Below are 22,499 nucleotides of genomic sequence, written 5' to 3' on the forward strand. Positions count from 1 at the left end.
ATGATGCCGATAGCTATGCAGCTATATGAGGAAATATAATTCCATGAAGGCGGAAACTACGAAGGTTGGAAGGCTTGGCTTTACTTTGATTGAACTACTTGCAGTTATTGCAATTGTTACTATTCTTTCCGCCATATTAATCCCGATGACTGCTCGTATTCAGGAACGAGGCTTACGCGTAAAAGGGGCTTCCAACTTGCGTCAGTTGGGAGTCGCCTTGCAACTCTATTTATCTGACAACAATGGGGTCGGTCCTCCTGGTAGTGTGAACCCTCACTTCTGGAGAGCTAATTCCCAGTTTGTCAATATGGGTTCAATCTTGCCTTACCTTGATTTCTTAAATGATCCAAAGATTAGTACGCCTGAATTGTTGCTTTCACCTGGGTCAAACGAGAAGCAATATGAGAAGTATAAAGCGATGGGGCCTGCGAATTCCAGTGGAGCATGCACTTATTACATGAATCAAGATATTGCGGAAGCTCGAGTCTCCAGTGGGATCTTCCCCGCGAGCCGTGTCGTATTCCATGATAGTGCGTATTGGTGGGATGCCATTTATAACGGAGTCGATAACTGGAGTGGTGAAGGTATGTATGTCGTGCGTATTGATGGTAGCGTCAGCTGGATTGGGCGTTCTGAAACCTCCGGTATGACAGCTTGGGATTATTCTCAGTTGGATGATCATTAAAATTACGCAAAAGAGCGTAATTTTTACCTGGTATAATTATTATGAAATTTAGCACTATTTGCTTTGGGGGCTTTTGGGCCTATCTTTACTTGGTCTCTGTGGTTTCTGCAGCCGTAATGCGTCAACCTTTTAATAGCGAGCATTTGGTGCTTAAGAATGCTGTGGTGATTGATGGTCGAGTGGTCGTGTCTGAGCGTCCGCTGGCATCGAAAGCTTTTAATGCTAGATTGGAAGTTGTGAGAGACGCATCCTTCCGAAAACTCTTTGATGGCGATTATACTTCGTATTGGAGTCCAAAGTCAGAGCGGGGAAGCATCGAACTAGATCTAGGTCAGAATGAGGAAATTTCAGCAATTGAATGGGATGGTTATACATATGGAGAGAGCTTTCCTTCTGAGTTCTCCATTTATTTTCGCAGGAACTCGAACGACAACTATAAGTTGGCTCCTGCAGGGATATTATCTGGACCGTCTGGTTCTCAGGTATTTTCGGAAGCTAATATTGTTCAAAATATCGATTCTCATGAGGTTCGCTTAGAGTTCTCCAAGTCAATCAATGCGCGATTTGTTAAATTTGTAATAAATAAAAGTTCTGATGGGCATCCTCCACGAATGACACGATTGGAAGTGCTTGGTGTTCCAGGTGAAGCATTAGGTTATGTTATGGCCACTTTTGCACCTGCTACAGTGGAAAAGTGGCATGAAATTCGTGTCGTTGGAGAGAATATAACTGGCTTGAGCCTGCGAACGCGCACATCACCCGAAACGCCGTGGTCAGAATGGCAATTACTTACGAGTGAAGATTTAAGCTTTCTAAATACGAGTCGTGTTTCTGCGATTCAGGTTTCTGCTAGGATTGAGAATAATCGATCTGGATTAGGTTCATTGGATATGATTGAGGTTGATATTGATGGAATGGTGATGGGGGCACCCCATCCCACGATTCCTTTGGATGGAAGTCATGTTTCTAGTGAGAATCCAGTTTTACTCTGGCGCAGTGGTGTGAATGCCGAGTATATTACGAACGCGGTCTATGAGGTTCAGATCTCTCTTTCACCTGATTTTGAAGAGAGTTTACGGACTGATTTTTATGGAGTTAAAGGGACTGAATTAAAGTTGGTGAATCTCAATGTGGCGGTGGGCGATACTGTTTTCTGGAGGGTTCGTAGTGCATCTGAACTTGAACAAGGGGAGGCTGTGTGGTCCGAGGTTTCGTCTTTTCGCATCAGCGAAGTTCCACGTCCTATTTTCAATGAATCGCGTTTCGGTATGAATATGGGGCTCGATGTCAGGCCATGGGGGAAAGAAATGGCTGATGAAGCTGGCTTTTCCTGGTCTCGTCTGGATTTCCCTTGGTATAAGCTGCAACAGAGTGCAGACCATTGGAATTGGTCCCGCTCAGACAAGGAGGTGCAGGTTGCCCGAGATTTGGAGATCAGTATTCTGGGGATTTTGGGTTATACTCCGAATTTTTTGAGTCAGCAGCCTGATCAGCGCAATGCACGTTCTTATCCTCCCGTTCATCTTGAGGATTGGGTTGCATACATTACGCAGGTCGTGACTCGCTATGGTACTGATGTAGCGGTTTGGGAGATTTGGAATGAACAAAATCATCGAGCGTTTTTTTCGGGGACTCCACAGGAGTTTGCACATTTGCTTAAGGCGGCTTATATCACTATCAAAAATATTAGTCCTGATGCTCTGGTTACTTATGGTGGTCATGCTGGCTTTTCGTCACGCTATCTCGATTCAGTAGTTCAGGAGGTCGGAGAGCAGTATTTTGATATTATAAATTGGCATTGTTATCCTGGCATGCCTGATTCCGAATATTTTAAGAAATATCTAAAATTGACTGGAGATTATCGTGCCAAATTGAACGGCGATAAACCCATATGGTTGACTGAGATCGGGGTTTCACGAAGCAAAAAAGGTGATCCGCCTCCTCAAGAGATTGCTCGTCGTCTCGTCGCTCACATGGCAGCTAGTAGTCAGCTTGATTCTGATGGGACTCCATTGATAGATAAACTGTTTCACTTTCAATTTGTTGAAGGTCATGGTTATGGATCAATTCAGCGTTATGCGATGCTAATCGACTATGCGGACCCGATGACTAAGCCCACGGTGCTTCCTGAATTTCATGCTTTTGCGCATGCTCTAGAGATTTTTGATAATGCCACCTGGCTCGCCAGTAGTGATTTGGGCGGGATTGTCACTCATCGTTTTGCTCTGTCTGATATGAAAGCTTTCACTCAAGTAACTGTACTATGGCGCAGCGACGGAATTAATCATCCTGTAGCCTTCGATGTATCTGCCGATACACCTGTTGAGCTTCGTAATGCTTTTGGTGAAGTTGTTCGAACTGAGAACAAGGTTCACTTTTTATCAAACGACAATTTGTATTATGTTTTGAGTCAAGGCTCCCTCCAGATTTCACCAGTGGTAGAGGGGATTGTGCATGACAAATAGTTATCAACCTCAGCAAGCGAAATGGATCTGGATTGATTCGGATAATCATCGACCTTTTCATCATGTGGCATGCTTTCGCCGGATCTTTGAGCTTGCTCCCGGGTTCAATTCTGGGTGCCTACACATTACAGCAGACACTCGTTATGAAGTGTTTATTAATGGTCAATGGATCGGTGGCGGGCCTTCACGAGCTTGGCCATCGGAGTGGCCCGTTGACACTTTTGTGCTCGAGGGCATCCTTCATCCTGGGCAGAATGTGATTTCGGTGCGAGTGCAGCACCACGGTCTCGGGAATTTTCAATACATACATCGTCCAGCTGGCGTTTTGGCCGAGCTTTCATGGGTATCTGATCATGGCACAGAATTGCTGGGAACTAATGATCAATGGCTCGGGATCTTGGATCCGGGTTATCTCTGGCCTGTTCCACGAATTAATTGCCAATTAGGTTGGGAAGAACAATACGATGCCCGTGTCGGTTTAAATAACTGGCAGCAAATCGACTTCGATGATTCTGATTGGCCGTTCGCCCGAGTTCTACAGGGAGATGAGTTACCTCACTCCGATTTGTATTTGAGCACAATCCCACAGTTGACTCGTGACGTAGTTTTTCCTCAACGTGTCTTGCCTCCGAAGGCGGTGAGCTCAGCTCAATATATTTGGAATCTAAACCCGAGAGGAATGCTTCACCCAGATGATAAGGAGGCGAATGTCCTGCGAGGAGACCTTCTTCTTTCCTCGCAAATTTATAGCCCCTGTGCACAACAGATTGAAATTCAGCAGCCTCACTCTCGTCCTCGTTTGATCTGGAAATTAAACGGGGAAAGTATCCCCTTTGATGAAACGCCTGATTCACTGATTCGGACTAGTGTATATCTGAATGAAGGGTGGAATAGTTTAATGGTGAAGATGCCGGCAGCTGAGCAGTATTGGTGGGCTGTTTTAAACGTATGGTCTCCGAATGAACTTCATTGGTCTGCACATTCACATGACCGTTCGTCGTCTCAGTGGCTTTCGATCGGTCCATTTGGTGATCTTCATGAGCCACATGCACCGCCGATAGGCTCAGATCAAATAGTGACGAATCCATTCAATATTTGCTCGGAAGCTACGATGGCTAAGCATGATTCTATATGGGGACGTGGCAGTTTATCGGAACGTGAACTCTCCGCGGAATATGTGCAGCCTTTGTCCCAAGACATGGTGTCAACTAATGACGTCTATGCACACTGTGCTTCAGAAAGGATCATTCAAGATCTGTGTCCCAAAACATTCAATCTTGCAACTATCCTCAACAACAATGATGAATGGGCGAGCATTGATCCGTTTCCTGATGTAGATGTGCGCATCCTTATAGATCTCGGAAGAGAGCACGTTGGCTACGTGGAATTTGAGGTCGATTCGGCGGCTGATACCATTCTTGATTTTCATTTTTTTGAGAATATGAATGCGGATGGTGAGGTTCATTTAATGTCAGAAATGAACAACACTTTTCGCTATATTTGCCGAGCAGGAGTGCAAACATACCGCAGTCTTTTACGGCGTGGATTTCGTTATTGCTGGTTAAGCATTCGTCAACAAATTTGTCCTCTACGACTTCGCGGTGTTAGGTTGATTTCCAGCACCTATCCGCAGGCAAATAAAGGGAGCTTTAGTTGCTCCGACGAGCTATTGAACAATATTTGGAAGGTGGGGGCGCATACGCTCGCTTGTTGTTCGGAGGATACATATACAGATTGTCCTGGTTATGAGCAGACTTTCTGGGTGGGCGATGGTCGCAATGAGGCTTTAGTTGATTTTGTCGTGAATGGTGATCCACGCTTGAGTGCTCATTGCTGGAATCTTGCTGCTAAGAGTTTGGACCGTTCTGAATTAGTTGAGTCTCAAGTTCCAAGCGCTTGGCAAAGTCTTCTGCCAGCCTGGAGCTTTTTGTGGATGCGCTGGGCTGAAGAACATTTTCGCTACACTGGAGACGAGAAACTAGGGCGATTTATGCTGACTCAGTTGGCGAGGAATGTCGCTGGAATTCGTAATAATTTATCTAGTCGTGGCTTATTCAAAATACGTGCCTCAAGCATGTTTGACTGGGCGCCTATGGATACCCCTGCCGATGGCGAAATTACGCATTTAAACGCACTTGCTGTGCTAGGGTTACGACAAGCGGCGACACTGGCAGAAGAGCTTGGCGAATATCAGCAGTGTCAAGACTGGCACGACTTGGCAGATGGCTTGGTAGTTGCGATTAATCGCCATCTTTGGTCTCCAGAAGAAGGGGCGTTTGTCGATTGTATTCGCGCAAATGGTGAACTGTCGTCGGTGTTTAGTCAGCAAACACAAACGGCTGTCTATATTGCAAATTCAGCGACAACAGATCGACTAGCGCAGTGCCGCAAGTTGATGCAGGACGCACCTCCTCACTTCGTGAAAGGCGGAAGTCCATTTTTCATGTTTTTTGTTCTCGAGGGAATGGCTCGAGAGCAAGATTCGGACTCTCTGGTTCAGCTTATCCGTAGTTATTGGGGCAAACAAATTCATGCAGGAGCGACTACTTTTTGGGAACAATTTTTTCCAGATCAATCGAGAATGACTCGTAGTTATTGCCATGGTTGGTCGACAGCTCCCACCTATTTTCTCAGTCAACGCATCTTGGGAATACAGCCGAGTAAGCCGGGGTTCGAGGAAGTGCTCGTGTCGCCTAAGACGGCTGATTTAAAATGGGCTCGTGGGAGCATGCCAACTCCAAGAGGGGCGATACATATCGACTGGCGTATTGATGAACCCTTAAGTTGTTTTGTGCTCGAGTTGTTATGCCCCACAGACATGTCGGTATTGCTTGAACTGCCAGTTAGTGGGCCTGTCGTGATTACCTGTGGAGAGGCCGAACAGTTAGACAGCAATGCAGGGAAGCTTCGTTTTCATTGCTGTCAAGGCTCGAAATATTCATTCCGAGTTCAATTGGAAACGCTTAACATTAATAAACGAGAAGCGGTTCGATGCTAATATTAGTTGAGAATGATTACATCCAGATAGTTATACCATGAACGATTCCATTCAATATCCACGGCGAAGTCGTGTCCCCTCCGATGCTTTTGGTTTCGAAACCTTAAAAACCGCAACGGCCCAACTGTTATCATGGCAACAAGGTCCAGGGGACTTTGGTGGATTACATTTACATGCTTGTTGGGATAATGATTCTAGTCTATCTCGAAAGTATCATGGAGCGAGTGTGTCACGCACATCCTGCATTTATGAAGGTGTGAGGGAACTTGCGATTCGTAGTGATTCGCGCAAATGGCGCTATTTAGCAGATCAAATTATTGCATCTATTTTATGGTATCAATCGCCCGAAGGCGGCTTCTTTCATGCAAGTGGGGAAGCAGAACCGACTTATACGTCGCAGGAAAGCTGTCCGATTCATCAAATGAGACCAGTGCTAGCGTTGTTGAGCCATTATCAAGACGCTGATGTGAGTGATCTAGTCCGGAAAGAAATTGAGGTTGCATTGGAACGTCACCTGAAATGGTTTCAATCGCATTGGTGGCAATTGGGAAATGGCTATGTCAGACCTCTTCCTAATGCAGGTTGGTGTGGAGTCACTAACCAAGATCTCGTTGCTGTTGTCGCTTTAGCAAAATATGGAGACGTGATGGGAGACTGGGAGCCTTTCCATCAATACGGATTGCCGACTTTGGAAATGTATTTGAGTCCACAGTATTTTCATGATCATACTGGCTTCTTCGAGCGTGGAGATAATGCAAACTTCACTGAGCGTTGTAGTTATATGTGCCTCATTGTGAATATGCTCGATCAATTGCATTCCATTCGGCCTGATGTTAGAATACCTGTGGTAATCGACCGTGTCGTGAGTGTGCTGCAGAAAGCCGTATATATAGATGAGAATCAGGACACTCAGATGTCACTCGGACTGGATGATGCGGCCACTCAGCAGAGCGGAGTGCTCGTATGGGATCGACAGAAGCTTCAGTTAGGGGATTACGCAGAATTTATTCAATTGTTCGAGAGATTTGGTAAAGGAAAAGATGGTATGGAGGATGTGATTCTCGGATTAGAGAAGACGCTGGCACAATATGTATATGCAGATGGGATGATTCCTACGACAGTGGATGCATCTCGTCCTTTGTTTTCAATTGTGTCGGGTTCATACAATTTCATTAACTTTTGGAATTTCTTATTAAAACGAAATTCTGGAGAGCTTGATTGGGACTCGCTTCCATCATTGCCTATTATTCGTCGTCGCTGTGGCAATATGGAGTTTATTGCCGATCGTGATCAGTGGCTTTTATTAAGGGACGGTCGTGAGGTGTTTCATGGCGTTAAGCGTGTTCCGCATGGGATCGTTGCATTCGGTGAGAAGTTGGCCAACGATCCGTATCAACTTCCTAATGCTGGTGGCTTTGATGAGGTTGTCGAAATCAATTAATATTTTTATGTTAGATTTATCATGTATTAATTTACTTCAAGGGACAAATTCAGATCGTGAGTTCTCACGTGGAAATACCTTGCCCATTGTGGCGCGCCCATGGGGCTTGCATCATTGGACTTTACAGACGGGACAGTCGCCTTGGACGTTTAACCAGCTCTCGCGTAGATTACAAGGTGTGCGGTTGACACATCAACCGAGTCCTTGGATGCGCGACTATTGTAGCCTAGCTTTTCTGCCATTTACTGGGCCAGTGCAAGACAGTCCTGAACATCAAGCATCGGCTTATCGTGTCGAAGACTGTGTATTGCGACCAGAGCAACTTCAGTTTTCCTTATTGCGTTATGGAATAGATGTGAAGCTGACATCCACGGAGCGTGGAGCGTTGGTAGTGCTACGTTTTCGTCCTGGTGTTGTTCCTCGGGTTGCATTTTATTTTGATGGAGAGCATACTTTCGAATCCATTGCGAGCAATCGCATCGCTGGTAATAGTTGGGACCATCGTGACACGTTACACGAAAGTTTTCGCCTCAATTATCTTGCTGATTTCAGCGTGGAACCAGTTGACGTTGTTCAAACAGAGTTCGGTGGCTATGTTGAGTTTTCGCAGGACACAGAGTCTGTGGAAATGCGTATGGCGGGGTCGTTCATTTCTGGTGAGATTGCGGCGTTGAGTCTTAAACGTGAGTTAATTGGGCGCAGTTTTGAGCAGATTGCGGATGAAGGCGAATCGAGGTGGCTGTCCCTGCTAGGGCGAATTAGAATTTCACCTAAGTCAGCGGATCAGGCAGCTCGTTTTTACTCATGTCTATATCGCTGCCTGCTTTTTCCGCGCTTTCTTGATGAATTGGATGCAGAGGGCAAGGTTGTTCATCGTAGCCCATCGGATGGTGTCGTTTATGCGGGTCCGTTGTGTGCAGATAGTGGCTTTTGGGATGCTTATCGCACTCTTTACCCCTTATTGGCTTTAGTCTATCCAGATGTTTTAAATCGCATGATGGAGGGCTGGTTAAACGCCTGCCGTCAGTGTAGCTGGGCTCCGAAGTGGCCTAGCCCTGGACCACGTGCGTGTATGATTGGCACTCACTATGATGTTGTTGTTGCGGATGCAGTGTGCAAGGGCGTGACGGATTGGGATGTTGAAGAAGCCTTTTCCTATTTATGGAAAAATGCGACCGAGCCGTCAGATGATTCTCTTTTTGGTCGCGAAGGATTGCAGGATTATATTGATCTGGGATACTTACCAGCAGATCAACATCCGCATTCAGTCTGCTGTACTTTAGATTATGCCTACAACGACTTTGCTGTTGCACAGGTGGCACGCTATCTTGGTAAGCACGAGCAGGCGAAGTCTTTAGGCAAGCGTACTCAGAGTTATCGTAACGTGTTTGATGCCGAAGTCGGCTTTATGCGTGGGCGTCTTATGGATGGACAATGGGAAACGCCGTTTCGTGAATTTGCATGGGGCGGGGCTTTTATCGAAGGTGGCCCCTGGCAGCATGTGTTCAATGTGCCGCATGATCACGAAGGGCTTGCGGCATGTTTTGGTGGGGCTCATCAGGTTTGTGAAAAACTTGATGAAATGCTTTCGAGTGAATCGCGCTTCGAAGCTGGAACATACAATTACGAAATTCACGAAGCTACTGAAATGGCGCTAGCTGGGTTTGGTCAGTATGCGCATGGCAATCAGCCCGTGCATGCTTTTCTATTTTTATATGGACTGCTCGGTCAGCCACAAAAAATGCAGTATTGGATTCGTCGTGTGTGTGAAGATTACTATTCGAAGGACGACTTTCCTGGAGATGAAGATAACGGCGAGATGTCGGCCTGGTATATTTGGTCTGCCCTAGGTTTGTTTCCTTTTTGTCCTGGAAAGCCAGAATATATTATGTTTGAGCCGCTGATCGGAGATTGGAAAATTACGGTCGGTGAAACTGAAATTTGCTCAAGTGAACTGCAACATGTTGCTATAGATCAAGGAAGTCGAATTATTTCCCATGACGTGATTACCTCTCGCTAAAGGAGTACTTGCTCGATCAACATCAGCCCCTCTATAGATTAGTCGTGCCTTAAAAAGCACTATGCGGCTCTAAGAGCCGAGTAAAATTTGTATTGGAGGTGTAGGTTGCGTGAGCTGAAGTTATGTTGGACCCATAAAATGAGGGCAAAAAGAAGCTCGTTGATCCAGTTCTTGAGGTTCCAGGCAGCTGCGGCGAGCCCCAGGTTTAGTTCGGCCCTAAGTGCTCCTTTCAGGAAGCATCGAGCCATTCGGTAGTCACTCTTAAGGTGGCCGATGACCGGCTCGATCGCTGCCCGCCGGCCATTTTGCCTGCGCAGGCAGAATCTGTTTGATCCGATTCCCCTTGTCGGTGAGTCGAGGCCTGCGACTTCGTGCTCTTTGCGCGTGAGTAAGATTGCAAATTGCATGTTGGGTGACTGTGCGTGCTGTAGGCGCTAGTTTTAAGCGATTGCTGACCAACTGGATGTGGAGTTGGGGCTGAAGTTGGCGTGCTCTCTGCACTCTGGGGGTTCGAACCTTTCGTCCCGACTCAATGATCACCTCAAAAAGAAGTAAGTACTATGTCGATTGTAAGTATTAACCCTGCCACTGAAGAAACTCTCAAGACTTATCAGCCCATGACCAAGGACCAGGCACTGGCTGCGGTGCAGGTAGCTGATACGGCTTATCAAGATTGGAAAAATAGATCTTTTTCCGAGCGTCGTCAGATTATGCTGCGCCTAGCGCAGATTTTTAGAGAGCGGACGGACGAGTTCGCGCAATTGATCACCTTGGAAATGGGCAAGCGCATTGAAGAGAGTCGTGCGGAAATCCAGTTCTGTGCTGAAATTACTGAGTTTTATGCCGAAGGCGCAGCCGATTTTTTAGCCGATGAAGACATGGCAGTGGAGGATGCCGATGCGCAGGTGCAATATGCCCCGATTGGTGTGCTACTGGGCGTGATGCCTTGGAATTTTCCATTTTATCAAGTCATTCGTTTTATCGCTCCCAATCTCATGGCAGGTAATACCACGCTGGTCAGGCACGCGAGTAATGTGCCTCAGTGTGCTGAGAAAATTGAAGAACTACTACAGGAGGCGGGCCTACCCGCAGCTGTCTTTACTAATTTGCGGATCCCACATGAATTTGTGAAACCGATTATCGAATCACCACAGGTGCGCGGCGTTTCGCTGACGGGAAGTGAACGAGCGGGCAGTACTGTGGCCAGTCTTGCAGCGGCAAAAATTAAGCCAACCGTGCTCGAACTTGGCGGGAATGATCCCTTTATCGTGCTGGAGGATGCGGACGTGGCGGAGACCGTGAAAATGGCCGTCAAAGGACGAATGGTGAATACTGGGCAGTCCTGCGTCGGCTCGAAACGGTTTATCCTCGTGGAATCGGTGGCTGAGGCATTCACTGCAGGCTTTAAGCAAGCCATGAGTGAATTGAAAATGGGCGATCCGATGGATCCGGCCACCGAGGTGGGGCCGCTTTCGACTGAATCTGCTGCGGTGAAATTAGCCAAGCAGGTGCAGGATACGCTCGATGCCGGCGCGACTGCGATTCTCGGCGGGGATCGCCCCGATTGTCAGGGCGCCTATTATAATCCTACGATTTTGACCGATGTGACTCCAGAGCAACCGAGTTATGATCAGGAGCTATTTGGTCCGGTCGCTACGATTTACGTGGTTAAAGACGAGCAGGCTGCGCTGGAGCTGGCGAATGATTCATCCTATGGGCTGGGTGGCTCGATCTTTACGCAAGACATCGCGCGTGGGCGTCGACTGGCTCGCTCGATTGATACGGGCATGGTCTTTATTAATCAGCCGACCAATTCGCAGGCAGAGCTCCCTTTCGGAGGCACCAAAAATTCCGGCTATGGCCGAGAGTTGTCAAAATTCGGCATCTATGAATTTGTGAATAAAAAGTTGATTCACTCGCCGAAAATGTAATGTCGTCGCGTGTGTACTCGAAATGCGAGGAGTTGCGAGGAGTTGCGAGGAGTTGAACGCGGCTTAATTATTCACTGAGCACGTGTAGATTCGCCATCGAAATGCCGCTCAGCATGGCGCCGACGATGCCGAGGAAGCCTTGGTCGGTGCCGGCTAAATAGAGGTTATTTAAATGGGTGCGGCCGTCTTTGATCTTGTTGGGGGCGCCATAGATTGCGCCGTTTAGGTGGCCGGTGTATTTACGCACTGTGCGTGGGGTAAACATGTCGCTGGCGATGCGGTGGGCGTTTAAATCGAGTTTGCTGTCGGGCAGTAAGCCCAGCGTGACTTTTTGCAGCTCCTCATACCAGTAGGCTTTTTGTGCAAGGTAGTCGTCCTCTGAGAGGGCGCACCACTTGTCGTGATTGGCCATGGCGGTCACGCGCAGGTAGCCTTCGTCCAATTGACGGCCCTCGCCGTATTGATAATTGTTGGGAAAGCAAATGACGCCGCTCGTCGGGTCGACGAGTTCGTCTTCGACGCGCGCGTAGCGGAAGCGCTCGGCGGTGTTGAAAAAGATGATGGTCTCGTCCCAGCCGAAATCGGTGGGCTGTTGATCCAGCACGGTGATGGTTTCGGTAAAGCTGAGCTGGCCAATGTTGTCACTGGCGGCGTCAGCTGGCTGATCCTCGCACAGGCGGGCGGTTTCGACCGCACCGGCGGTCGAGATGATCTTATCGGCTGTGAGGACGGCACCGCTGTCCAGTTCGATGGCGGAGGCGTTGTTGCCGCTGGTATGGATCTTTTGAATGCCGCACTTCATCTTGCGCACGCCGCCCAGCGAGCGGTATTTATCCTGCAAGAGCTTGATGATCACACGCACGCCGTCCAGCGGGCGGGCGAAGCCCTCGAAAAAGAGCGAACGAAACATGATGGCGAACTGGCCGTAGTCCATGTCGTGCTCCTGCGCGCTGCCGTAATACATGACTGGGCAGAAGAGCATATCTTCCAGTAGAGGGTCCGAAATGTGACGCTGCACCGCCTCGCGGGCGGAGCTGGGCATGGAGCCGAGATTAAAAGCGTCGAGGGTGCGGACCTCTTCCGCTAGCGCGCGGAAACCGTCGATCTGTTGCGGGAAGGCGCGTGCGACTTCCGATTCGAAAAAGGCGAAGTCGTTGTTGAAGCCTAGCTCGCAGCCGGGGAAGGCGACTTTGGAGCCATTTTGCGGACAGAGGTCCAGCGCGTCGTAGGGGATGCGCAACTGGCGTAGTAGCTTGGTCAGCGGTGTGCCCTTGGTGCCTTTGGGCACGTAATTGGTCATGGCGTGCAGGCCCACGTCGAATTTACGCCCCCCCTGACTGTAAAAGGAGTTGAGCCCACCAGAGGCATTGTGACGCTCTAGTATGATGACGTTCTTACCCGCCAGCGCGAGACGAATACCGGCGGCCAGTCCAGCCATGCCGGCACCGATGATGACGACTTCGTAGTGTTGTTGGTCGAGGGAGGGAGGCATTATTTAGAGAGGTGTTGTTCGGCGAATGCGGAAAGAGTCAAAATGTGGGTCTGTCGAAAGGGATGGAGCACGAGCAGATCGTCGTCGCCCGTGATAAGGAAGTCTGCCCTGGATGCCGCGGCGAGTTCGAGGAATTTATTGTCCTTCGGATCGCGGCAGTCGTGGATGGTCTCGGTCGGGGTGAACCATTCGGCGTCGCTTGCTATTGCTCGAAGTATTTTGAGTCTCACTTCGGAGGACATATAGCGGTCAAACTTACTCCGCATGAGAACCTCTGTAAGCTCGCTCATCGTTTGCTTCGAGAACGCGTAGAGGTGGCTTTCCAAGATGTGATGAATGCGCTGTCCTAGTGTGCCTGTTCGAAAAAGTGCGTAGCTGACATACAGGTTTGTGTCGATTATGATCACTAGGACGGATTTATTTCTGCCAAGATTTCGTTAAGAATTTCTTCCGTCAAGCCATTGGTAGCCGCTTCTTTGCTGGCAGCCTTCACCAGATCGTCCAACTCTTTCATACGCATCTTTCGCAACTTTTCCCAGTCTGCCATTGGCACAAAGGCGCCAACTTCGCGGTTCTGGCGTTTGACGATGACAGGTTCGCGACTGCCTTTGTCGAGGAAATCGCCGAAATTTGCCCGAGCTTCAGTGGAGGACATTGTGATCATAGCACTTAAAATGTACGAAACAGCTGTTTTGTCAATTTTGTACGTTTTGCGTGAAAAACAACAAAGCACAGGCTGGGAGGCCTGTGCTTTGTGAATGGAGCGAGCGTGGTCGCTGGAAATTATTTCGCGTTGAACTTAGGCGTCAGGTATTCCGCGCAGCTGTCGAGCGACGCCAGCTTGGGGTAATCCTCTTCGGGCACTTCGATGCCGTGTTGCTTGCGGAGCTCCATGACGATGTCGAGGAAGTCCATGGAATCGAGGTCCATTTGGTCGCGAAGATTCACTTCTGGCTTGAGGCCGGTGGTGTCTTCGTCAGGTGCGATTTCGTCGATAATGTCGATTACGATTTGTTTTACTTGATCTTCGGTCATGGTATTAAATAGCAGATGAATAATGATTTATGACAGAGCGAATCGCTTAGTCTTCAAATTTTTTGATAATGAGTGCGGAGTTGATTCCGAGCATTCCAAAGGAGTTGTTGAGGATAACTTTGACGGCGTCAACCTTGCGTGGCTCGTTAATGACGAGATTTGGTAAATCGCACTCGGGGTCGAGCTCTTCCACATTAATGGTGGGGTGGATGATGTTATCTTGAAAGGAGGGGAGGTTGCCTGCGAGTTCCAGTGCCCCGGCGGCGCCCATGCAGTGGCCGATATAGCCCTTGGTGTTATTGATATAGGTGCTGGGGCAGTCGTTAAATACCTCGGCGATGGCCTTCATCTCCTGAATGTCGCCCATTGGAGTGGAGGTGGCGTGGGTGTTGACGATGTCGACCTCGCCAGGCTCCATGCCCGCGACTGCGAGTGCTTGACGCATGCATTCGGCCTGGCGCTCGGGGTTGGGGAGCACGTAATCGGAGGCGTCAGAATTGATGCGGTAGCCCACGATCTCGCCGAGAATCTTGGCGCCGCGTGCCTGTGCGTCTTCCAAGCGCTCCAAGGTGTAGATGCAGCCACCTTCGGAAACGACGATTCCGTTGCGACTTTTATCGAAGGGGCGGCTGGTCTTATTAACATCTGTGGGGTGAGTGCCCAGGGCGCCTTGGCTCTTGAAGCCGGCAAAAATGCCAAAAGATTGGGTGCTTTCGCTGACACCACCGGCCAGTGCGAAGTCCACTTCTCCCAGACGCAGCATTTGCAGCGCTTGAATGAGGCCTGCATTACCCGCGGCACAGGCGGCACCAATGGTGTAGTGCGGCCCCGTGATGCCCATGTTGATGGTAATCTCGCCGGCCGGGTTGTTGGCCACTGTGCGCGGATTGTGGTGGTGGGTCCAAAATTTGGTGTCGTAGTCGAACTTCGAGATGTTGTAGACCTCGTGCTCGGTTTCTACATTGCCATGCTCGGTGGTGCCTACGTAGACGCCGATCCGGCTCTTGTCGTAGTTCTCGAAGTCGAGTCCGCTGTCGTCGATCGCTTCGCGTGCGCAGTAGATGGCGACACTGCCTGCGCGTGTGCCGACGCGTAGTTCTTTGCGGGTTTGATACTTCTTGGGGTCGTAGTCGCAGACGCCAGCGGGCACTTCACCCATATAGCGCATATCAACCATTTGAATACGTGCGACGCCTTCGAGGAGATTCTTACGATACTCTTCGAGAGTGTTGCCGTTGGGCGAGGTCAGGCCGACGCCTGTGATGACGATGCGTGAATGCTGCATAGGTAAGCGGTAAGGGATACCACGAGTAGAGGTGGAGCTGTCAATAGTGTAAAGTTTTAGAGCAGGGGCAAATGTAGATTGTAGATTCTGCTATCTATTGATTGGTGGCTTGGAATCGTGGTCAGCGTCTAGCCTGAAGAGGGCTGGGCGGCGCTCGGCGTTTATACGATCGTATCGACTGCTCAGCTTAGAAACCTGGAATGTAGTCGAGTGGATTGAGGCTGCGATTACTTTGAATGCTGACGCCATTTTCTGTGCGAGTGGAGCCGCAGCCAGATAGCCACAGCAGCGCGGTGGCGAAACAGAGGCTCAGAGTGACTTTAGTGATCATTTGTTTCATTGTTTCTCTTGGTTTGGTAGATGCATGTGCGCTTGCGCAGTGTTGGATTGTTTATCGTAGAGACTTTTATACAGTGGGCTGTTACGGTAGAGTGCTTGGTGGGTGCCATTGGCTACGATCGAGCCTGCGTCAAAGACCAGAATGCGATCAGCATGTTGGATTGTGCTGAAGCGGTGGGCGATGATTAGCACCGTGCGCCCTGCCGATAGCTTTTCAAGCGCTGCCTGAATCGCGTGTTCGCTTTCTGCATCGAGTGCAGAGGTGGGTTCATCGAGAATAATTATGGGAGCGTCCTTTAGGAAGGCCCGTGCAATGGATATGCGTTGCCTTTGACCTCCTGAGAGGCGATTGCCACGCTCACCTACCTGATATTCATATTGCCCTTCGAGCTGCTGGATGAAATCAGCTGCGTTGGCCATTTCTGCGGCTTTGCGTATCTCCTGATCACTGGCACCTTCTTTACCAATGCCGATATTGTGAGCGATGGATTCATTGAATAAAATAGCTTCCTGAGAAACGAGGGCAATTTGACTGCGGAGGTCGCCTTTCCTGAAGTCTTTGACATTGGTGCCGTCGATACTGACGCAGCCTTGGAGTGTATCGTAGAAACGGGGCACCATATTCGCAAAAGTGGATTTCCCGGCACCACTTGGGCCGACGAGCGCAATGACTTCGCCGGGGGCGATGTCGATTTCTATATCCTTGAGCGCCACTTCCTCTTTATAGCTGAAGGTCACATGGTCGAACTTTATGTGACCTTTGAGGGGGCGTGTTGGGACTGGGGTGGCTGTTTCGGGGACTGTGTCCTCTGTCTGCAGAACATGTTCCAGGCGATCGAGGGAAGCCTCTGCCTTGCGTATGGTGTTGGAGACCCCACCCAGTTTTTTGATCGGTTCGTAGCACATGTAGAGTGCTGTCAGAATCGAAGCCATAATTTCAGGTGAGATGTTTTTCTTAACTGCGACATAGAGCGCAAATACGATGGCAAAGGCGGATACCACCTCGATCATTGGCGAGAGCGCCTTGTCGTATTTGACGGTCTTTAGGGCTAGCTTGAAAAATTTATGGCATGCCTCGCTAAAACGGTGAATTTCACGAGCTTCCAGATTATAAGCACGTACTTCGCGTACAGATCCCAGGTTTTCGTTGAGCACATTATTCACTTCGCCGGCCTGACGTTGCGCTAGTTTCGCTTTTTTTAAGATGCGTGTTCCAATGGCTTTGATGGGGAATACGCAGGCTGGAACCGATGCGAGTGCGATCAGCATGAAGGCGACTTCGCGCTCTGTGATCGTCAGATAAATGAGGAATGCGATTGCGCTGAAGAGAGTGGCTGGTTCTTTGACTAGGCTATTGACTACTTTGACTAGTGCGCTCTGTAGTTGTGAGGTGTCGCCGGTTACTCGACTCATTAGATCACCTACGTTGTTACGGTGGAAGAAAGAGAGTGGTAGCTCTTGAATTTTGGTAAAGACCATCAAACGGAGTCTTTCCAAGACGTGCATGCCTGCATAGGCCATATAGTATGCATTTAGAAAGCTTCCGAGCGCACGAAAAGTAAATGCAATGGGTACCGAGGACAGGATCAAAATCAGCTGCATGCCTTCGGGGGCCTTGTCCGAGGTCACCAGTGGCACTAAATATTTGATTACAAAGGGCAAGCCGGCACCCGATGCGGCGGCGGCAATGATGCCAAACAGTAATCCTAGTCCAAATTGGACACGTACTGGTTTGAGATATTTAAAATATGGGCCGAATCGGTGGAAGAACATAGGTTCAAGACAAATGCGTTGATAACGAAAGCGACAAAATACGCGTGTGGACGCAAGGAAGTCCAGCTTTGCTGTTGTCATCTGGCAACGCGAGTTTCCTTTTCTTGGGTGAGAGTGCTCTTGTTCTGATGCCAAGTTTGCTTTTTTGGAGTTTTCTATGCTCGGTATTGCGCCTGACACACATTGGTATATAACGCATCCCTATGTCTGACTGTTCGACCAACGAAACCTTGCTCTCTGTTCGCGATTTAAAGGTGCACTTTCCTGTTAAGGGAGGCGTATTGCAACGCACTGTGGATGTGGTGAAAGCGGTGGACGGTATCAGTTTTGATATTCCGCGTGGGAAAACTGTTGGCCTTGTCGGGGAGAGTGGTAGTGGCAAAACGACCACGGGGCGTGCCATTGCGCGCCTAGTGCCAATGACTGCAGGGGCGGTCCATTATGGAGGCCGGAATCTAGCCACGCTCTCGCGTCGTGAGTTTTTCATCTATCGTAAAAAGATACAGGTTATTTTTCAGGACCCCTTTGGCTCCTTAAATCCGCGGATGACGATTTATAGTATTATCGCGGAGCCACTGGATATTCATTTCAAAGCTTGGTCCCGGGCGCAAAAACAAGCCCGAGTGGCTGATTTGCTAGAAAAGGTTGGGCTCTCTGCAGATCTGATGCAGCGCTACCCGCATCAGTTTAGTGGTGGACAGCGCCAGCGTATCGGTATCGCACGGGCGCTCGCGGTTGAGCCGGATTTTATCGTTTGCGACGAGCCAGTCAGCGCCCTCGATGTTTCTGTTCAGGCACAAATCGTGAATTTGTTGCAGGATTTGCAGGAGGAGCTGGGTTTAACTTACCTTTTTATTGCCCATGACTTAGCTGTAGTGGAGCATATTAGTGACGAGGTGCTGGTAATGACAGAGGGGAAGATTGTGGAACAAGCTAGTGCCGAGGAAATCTACAGTAACCCTCAGCATCCCTACACTGTAAAGTTGCTAGAGGCGGTGCCAAAACTATAGGTTCCGGATGATGTTTTTCATCTCGAGAGGGGGGGAGGGACGATCGGGCTTTCCTGTTAGGGGGCGCAGCCCGTGTCGGTCCAGTTGCGGAGCGCTTCACTGCAATTCATAAAATTTAAAGCCGAGCGCTTGATTTTCATTCATTCATGACTTGAGCCTTGGCTAGATAGAGTTTCACTTCGTTTGTAATGGCAGCGAATGGAACAGATTATACTCAGCCTTCTTTGTTCGACGAGGGACCTAGGGTGCCGACGACTGAAGAAATTACGGCTCAAGAGTTATCTCAGTTTTTGCGTAAAAAGTCAGCGCGCCGGCAGTTGAGTGAAAATGCTGTCGCGAAGATTGCGCCACGTGTGTACTGGCATTGCGGCAGTGAAGTTTCGTTTTTTGAGCGCGTGCCGCATCGTTTGTCGGCGAGTCCTGCCTTGGCTGCTTGCACCAGTGTATTTGATTACGAGCGTCCGCAGCATGCTGGGCAGGCGCTGGCAGAATGGACTTTTACTGGCGAAGCCTTGCCTTCGGTTGGGGCACGTTTTCGTGTTTTTGATTTGAAGGCCGCCAAATGGATCGGCTCGGGGCGAGTTGAGGAGGATCGCAATGAGGTATTTGCTTTCTTAGTCGCTGGTTTGTGGGCAGATTTTTATAAATTTGAGCACGACTGCAGTGGTTTGGTATTAGTTATCTTCGACACGAAGCAGTCCCAGGGGATACCGCGCCTGCATCTGTAGGCTGTGATTCGAGTGCTGTAGCGATCACCAATCTTAGGTGTCGTCTGCGTGTACGGGCGGTTGCGACAGCGAATCGTCTACACAGTTTACGATGGCTCTTGGCAGCCGTGAACTCATCGGGCTAAGCTCTTGCGATATGGAACTTGATTTTAATGATCTACCTTTTGGTCTGCTTGCACTTGTGGTCTTTTTCTCACGAGTGTTGGATGTTTCGATTGGTACGATTCGTATGATTGCTACGGTGCAAGGACGGATCTATTTAGCCTTTGTGCTTGGCCTGTTTGAGGTGACGATTTGGCTCATTGTCATTGCCACTGTAGTCAACACAGTGCTCGCTCGTCCCTGGTTGTTGATTTTTTATGCACTAGGCTTTTCAACTGGAAACGTGGTGGGGATTATTTTGGAACGACGACTTGCCTTGGGGCATGCTGTTTTACGTGTGATTACGGGCAAGAATGCCGAGGGAATTAAACAGGCACTGACTGCGGGGGGCTTTCGTGTGACGCAATTCGAAGGTGTGGGTGCATTTGGCCCGGTTTCAGAGTTGCAGATCGTCTGTGAGCGCAGGCTGTTGACGCAAGCGTTGCAACTCGTGCAGACCGTCGATCCCGAAGTGTTCTATCTGTGTGAGACACCGACCCGAGTACGGCGATTTGGTCATCAAATGGGGGGCGCTGATTCTACGGTGGCTGGTGGTATCATTAAACGTAAGTAGATCGCTGGTTTCGGTGTTGGATTGCTAAATGTGCTCTGTATTTGAAAATTTAGAAAGCTGGTGCATAGCTTAGCCATGAATTTAAAAATCACTAATTCGATGTTGGCTTATTGGGGGCTTCGCATTGCTTTCGGGCTTTCTTTGCTCATCCATGGAGCTATCCGGCTTCCTAAGTTAGCCAGTTTTGCTCAGGGCATGGCAGGGCAGTTTGACGGCACCTTTTTGGCCGGAGGGCTAGCGCTGGCATTTGCGTATGTGATTCCCTTTGCTGAAACGCTCATTGCTTTGTGCGTTCTGCTCGGTGGACGGGTGATTCGCTGGGGGGCGTTTGCGGGGTGCATGCTGATGGGCGGGATTATGTTTGGCACGGGAGTACTCGAGAAGTGGGAGTTGCTGCCATCTCAGTTGATTCATCTGGCATTCTTTTATGCGATTCTGATGCATCCCTTGACGCCAGACCTCACTCGTGATTAGCCTATGCTCGAGGGCTGCAACAGCTGGTTAAGTTGAAGGTTTTCCGATTCTGACGATTGCTGTAGACTACTTAGGCTGTGCGACCGTCTCAATTTGAGCCGGTCCAACTCAGATTCGATATAATACGGGCTTGCAGGTTGTTAATTTAAATAATCTAAAAAATAATACTTGCATAATAGTGCAAGTGAGCATTTGTCTGCTCGAGTATGTTTAGTATAACTTCAACCAAGGCACTCTCGTGAATACAGATAAACTGACAATTGCATTGAATGAATTTGTCCATGTCGGCGGCGCGCTAGTGGTCGTGATCGCGGTGGTCTCAATATTAACTGGCTTCATGCGTGAGTATATTCCGCAAGATAAGCTGCAAAAAAAGCTGACGAAGCACGAAAAGTGGGGGCCCATTTTGGGGGCTTTCTTGGGCATGCTGACTCCGTTCTGTAGTGCTTCAGTGGTGCCAGTGACTATGGGGATGGCAAGCATGGGGGTCTCTCTGGGCACTGTGCTGAGCTTCTTGATCTCGGCGCCACTCTGTAATTTCATTGTCATGGCGATGGTTTATGCGGTTTTCGGATTTAAGATCACCGCGAGTTATTTCCTGATCACATTTTCTGCCGCCATTTTTGGTGGATGGTTGATTTCTAAAACACCTTGGAGAAATGAGATCAAGCGCGGCGAAGAGCTAGAAGGTAAGAAGGCGGCAGCATGTTGTGCCGCGCCGCCGAGCCGTTCTTCAAAACCTGAACCTGAGCCTGAGTGCTGTGGAGCACCGGTGACCAATTTTTGTGCGATTCCCGAACCTGAGCCCGCCTGCTGTGGGGCACCCGTGACGAGTTGTTGCGAGACTCCCGCGGCAGCGACCGAGCCGACCAAGCCGCAGCTAGCGCTGCGTTTCGCGCTGGCATTGTTCAAAAAAATTATCCCTTACGTCTTGTTGGGAGCATTGATTAGTGGCGTGTCAGCCGCTTATCTTTCGGCAGACATTGTTGAAAAATATGTCGGCGGCGATAGTCTGCTTTCGATTATCATCTCTGCGGTGATTGGTGTGCCCGTCTATCTGCGCATCGAAATGGCAGTCCCATTGTTGAAGGTTCTAATTGTTAAGGGTATGGGGATCGGCCCAGCCATTGCGCTGATTATCGGCGGCACTGGAGCGAGTTTACCTGAGATCGCGCTGGTCTCTTCAGTGCTTAAGCCTAAAGCAGTGATCGCATTTATCACCATCGTCCTGAGCACTGCCATCTTGGGCGGCATTCTGATTCAATCGATTGTCTAACGCGCCATCGTTCTCCGCATATAAGGGCGGAGGATTTTATATGAAATCACCAGAAAAGGGGAGAATGAATCGCTTGCAACGAATCGCTTCTGGCTTGAGCAAGTGGTGTGCGTATCGCTACCTGTCAGAAGTGATTCTTGCGCTGATTCATGGCGGCAAGCTGTCAGAGCAAATGAGGGCAGGACGCAATATTGCGCTCCTTGGTTTGTTCTGCCCCATTTTCTGGTTTGCCTTATTTTTAGGGGCTGATAAGTCAACGCTAGCACTGCATGCTGCTCATTCTGGGATCGTCTTTTTGATTGGAGTGGGGATCATGCTAGTCGGTCTCATTAAACCAAAGTAATCGCGAATGAATGAACAATACATAGACGCCCTCAAAGCCCTCGCGGAGCCGCATCGCCTACGTTTGTTCTGGCTGCTGATACATGTGGATCAATGTATTACCTTAGCTGAGGCCATGGATGTGACGGGCGATACGCAATACAATGCCTCGCGTAATTTAAAGATACTTTATAAAGCAGGTTTATTGACACAGGAAAAGCGAGGTAAGTGGGTGTATTATCGATTGGCTAGTCAAGAACATCCGCAATGGGTCTTTTTGGTCGACTCTGTACGAGCATTACCAGCTGCAGATTTTGCAGAGGTGACATCGCGTTGTCGACAGCGTTTAGCGATGCGTAAGAATAATGAATGTGTAGTCGGTCCCAATAGTGATGATTGGCTCGCGATGCTCTCTAATACCTTTTAACATAAATATTGCGCATTCCGATGGAGTGGTCATGTTCATTGCATGGCAAACCGCAAACTAGGAACTCAAGCCGATCGCCAGCGC

The 22,499-nt window shown here is 49.2% G+C and carries 21 protein-coding genes; 13 read left to right on the forward strand and 8 right to left on the reverse strand.

Annotated features, from left to right (window positions below; all coding sequences use genetic code 11):
- Positions 1 to 43 precede the first annotated feature (43 nt).
- The 5 genes from QEH59_RS14795 (at position 44) to QEH59_RS14815 (ending at position 9,609) form a co-directional block, all read left to right on the forward strand.
- Complete coding sequence (locus tag QEH59_RS14795) at positions 44 to 685, forward strand: type II secretion system protein (RefSeq protein WP_308986158.1); 642 nt, start codon at positions 44 to 46, stop codon at positions 683 to 685.
- Positions 686 to 801: 116 nt separating this feature from the next.
- Positions 802 to 3,150 carry a discoidin domain-containing protein gene (locus QEH59_RS14800; RefSeq protein WP_308986159.1) on the forward strand — a complete coding sequence of 783 codons (2,349 nt, stop codon included), beginning with the start codon at positions 802 to 804 and terminating at the stop codon, positions 3,148 to 3,150.
- Positions 3,140 to 6,148, forward strand: coding sequence for a family 78 glycoside hydrolase catalytic domain (locus QEH59_RS14805; protein ID WP_308986160.1), 3,009 nt, complete (start codon positions 3,140 to 3,142; stop codon positions 6,146 to 6,148). The genes QEH59_RS14800 and QEH59_RS14805 overlap by 11 nt, the downstream gene beginning before the upstream one ends.
- 37 nt (positions 6,149 to 6,185) lie before the next feature.
- A complete protein-coding gene (locus QEH59_RS14810) occupies positions 6,186 to 7,589 on the forward strand; it encodes a hypothetical protein (protein ID WP_308986161.1) in 1,404 nt (467 codons plus the stop codon).
- 7 nt (positions 7,590 to 7,596) lie between these two features.
- Entirely contained in the window at positions 7,597 to 9,609 is a 2,013-nt protein-coding gene (locus QEH59_RS14815) for a GH92 family glycosyl hydrolase (protein ID WP_308986162.1), read from the forward strand.
- 59 nt (positions 9,610 to 9,668) lie between these two features.
- Here the strand turns inward: QEH59_RS14815 and QEH59_RS14820 are convergent, their stop codons facing one another.
- Positions 9,669 to 10,016, reverse strand: coding sequence for a transposase (locus QEH59_RS14820; RefSeq protein ID WP_308986163.1), 348 nt, complete (start codon positions 10,014 to 10,016; stop codon positions 9,669 to 9,671).
- Positions 10,017 to 10,169: 153 nt separating this feature from the next.
- Here QEH59_RS14820 and QEH59_RS14825 point away from each other — a divergent pair, with 153 nt between their 5' ends.
- Positions 10,170 to 11,540, forward strand: a complete 1,371-nt coding sequence (locus QEH59_RS14825; protein ID WP_308986164.1) for an NAD-dependent succinate-semialdehyde dehydrogenase — start codon at positions 10,170 to 10,172, stop codon at positions 11,538 to 11,540.
- A gap of 67 nt (positions 11,541 to 11,607) precedes the next feature.
- Here QEH59_RS14825 and QEH59_RS14830 read toward each other — a convergent pair whose 3' ends face one another.
- From QEH59_RS14830 to QEH59_RS14860, 7 genes are all read right to left on the reverse strand, one after another.
- Complete coding sequence (locus QEH59_RS14830) at positions 11,608 to 13,032, reverse strand: phytoene desaturase family protein (RefSeq protein WP_308986165.1); 1,425 nt, start codon at positions 13,030 to 13,032, stop codon at positions 11,608 to 11,610.
- Positions 13,032 to 13,439, reverse strand: coding sequence for a putative toxin-antitoxin system toxin component, PIN family (locus QEH59_RS14835; protein WP_308986166.1), 408 nt, complete (start codon positions 13,437 to 13,439; stop codon positions 13,032 to 13,034). The genes QEH59_RS14830 and QEH59_RS14835 overlap by 1 nt, the downstream gene beginning before the upstream one ends.
- The gene (locus QEH59_RS14840; RefSeq protein ID WP_308986167.1) at positions 13,439 to 13,696 is read right to left on the reverse strand and encodes a type II toxin-antitoxin system Phd/YefM family antitoxin; all 258 of its coding nucleotides are present in this window, start codon (positions 13,694 to 13,696) and stop codon (positions 13,439 to 13,441) included. Before QEH59_RS14840 ends, QEH59_RS14835 begins: the two co-directional genes overlap by 1 nt.
- Positions 13,697 to 13,815: 119 nt before the next feature.
- The gene (locus tag QEH59_RS14845; RefSeq protein ID WP_308949174.1) at positions 13,816 to 14,067 is read right to left on the reverse strand and encodes an acyl carrier protein; all 252 of its coding nucleotides are present in this window, start codon (positions 14,065 to 14,067) and stop codon (positions 13,816 to 13,818) included.
- A gap of 46 nt (positions 14,068 to 14,113) precedes the next feature.
- A complete protein-coding gene (locus QEH59_RS14850; protein ID WP_308986168.1) occupies positions 14,114 to 15,352 on the reverse strand; it encodes a beta-ketoacyl-[acyl-carrier-protein] synthase family protein in 1,239 nt (412 codons plus the stop codon).
- A 187-nt stretch (positions 15,353 to 15,539) separates the two neighbouring features.
- Positions 15,540 to 15,692 carry a hypothetical protein gene (locus tag QEH59_RS14855; RefSeq protein ID WP_308986169.1) on the reverse strand — a complete coding sequence of 51 codons (153 nt, stop codon included), beginning with the start codon at positions 15,690 to 15,692 and terminating at the stop codon, positions 15,540 to 15,542.
- Positions 15,689 to 17,545: an ABC transporter ATP-binding protein gene (locus QEH59_RS14860; protein ID WP_308986170.1), complete on the reverse strand. Its 1,857-nt coding sequence runs from the start codon at positions 17,543 to 17,545 to the stop codon at positions 15,689 to 15,691. Before QEH59_RS14860 ends, QEH59_RS14855 begins: the two co-directional genes overlap by 4 nt.
- A gap of 122 nt (positions 17,546 to 17,667) precedes the next feature.
- Between QEH59_RS14860 and QEH59_RS14865 the strand changes: the two genes are divergently transcribed.
- The 7 genes from QEH59_RS14865 to QEH59_RS14895 all read left to right on the forward strand — a co-directional run bounded on the left by QEH59_RS14865 (position 17,668) and on the right by QEH59_RS14895 (position 22,415).
- Positions 17,668 to 18,474 (forward strand): ABC transporter ATP-binding protein, encoded by an 807-nt coding sequence (locus tag QEH59_RS14865; RefSeq protein WP_308986171.1) that lies wholly within the window; start codon positions 17,668 to 17,670, stop codon positions 18,472 to 18,474.
- 188 nt (positions 18,475 to 18,662) lie between these two features.
- Positions 18,663 to 19,202 carry a hypothetical protein gene (locus QEH59_RS14870; protein WP_308986172.1) on the forward strand — a complete coding sequence of 180 codons (540 nt, stop codon included), beginning with the start codon at positions 18,663 to 18,665 and terminating at the stop codon, positions 19,200 to 19,202.
- Positions 19,203 to 19,338: 136 nt separating this feature from the next.
- The gene (locus tag QEH59_RS14875) at positions 19,339 to 19,917 is read left to right on the forward strand and encodes a DUF2179 domain-containing protein (protein ID WP_308986173.1); all 579 of its coding nucleotides are present in this window, start codon (positions 19,339 to 19,341) and stop codon (positions 19,915 to 19,917) included.
- 75 nt (positions 19,918 to 19,992) lie between these two features.
- Positions 19,993 to 20,391 carry a MauE/DoxX family redox-associated membrane protein gene (locus QEH59_RS14880; RefSeq protein WP_308986174.1) on the forward strand — a complete coding sequence of 133 codons (399 nt, stop codon included), beginning with the start codon at positions 19,993 to 19,995 and terminating at the stop codon, positions 20,389 to 20,391.
- Between the two features lie 238 nt (positions 20,392 to 20,629).
- Positions 20,630 to 21,667, forward strand: a complete 1,038-nt coding sequence (locus tag QEH59_RS14885) for a permease (protein ID WP_308986175.1) — start codon at positions 20,630 to 20,632, stop codon at positions 21,665 to 21,667.
- 40 nt (positions 21,668 to 21,707) lie between these two features.
- The gene (locus QEH59_RS14890; protein WP_308986176.1) at positions 21,708 to 22,010 is read left to right on the forward strand and encodes a hypothetical protein; all 303 of its coding nucleotides are present in this window, start codon (positions 21,708 to 21,710) and stop codon (positions 22,008 to 22,010) included.
- Between the two features lie 6 nt (positions 22,011 to 22,016).
- On the forward strand, positions 22,017 to 22,415 hold the full coding sequence (locus tag QEH59_RS14895) for an ArsR/SmtB family transcription factor (protein ID WP_308986177.1): 399 nt from the start codon (positions 22,017 to 22,019) through the stop codon (positions 22,413 to 22,415).
- The last annotated feature ends 84 nt before the right edge of the window (positions 22,416 to 22,499 follow it).

Source organism: Thalassobacterium sedimentorum (assembly GCF_031127905.1).
Classification (GTDB): Bacteria; Verrucomicrobiota; Verrucomicrobiia; order Opitutales; family Coraliomargaritaceae; genus Thalassobacterium; species Thalassobacterium sedimentorum.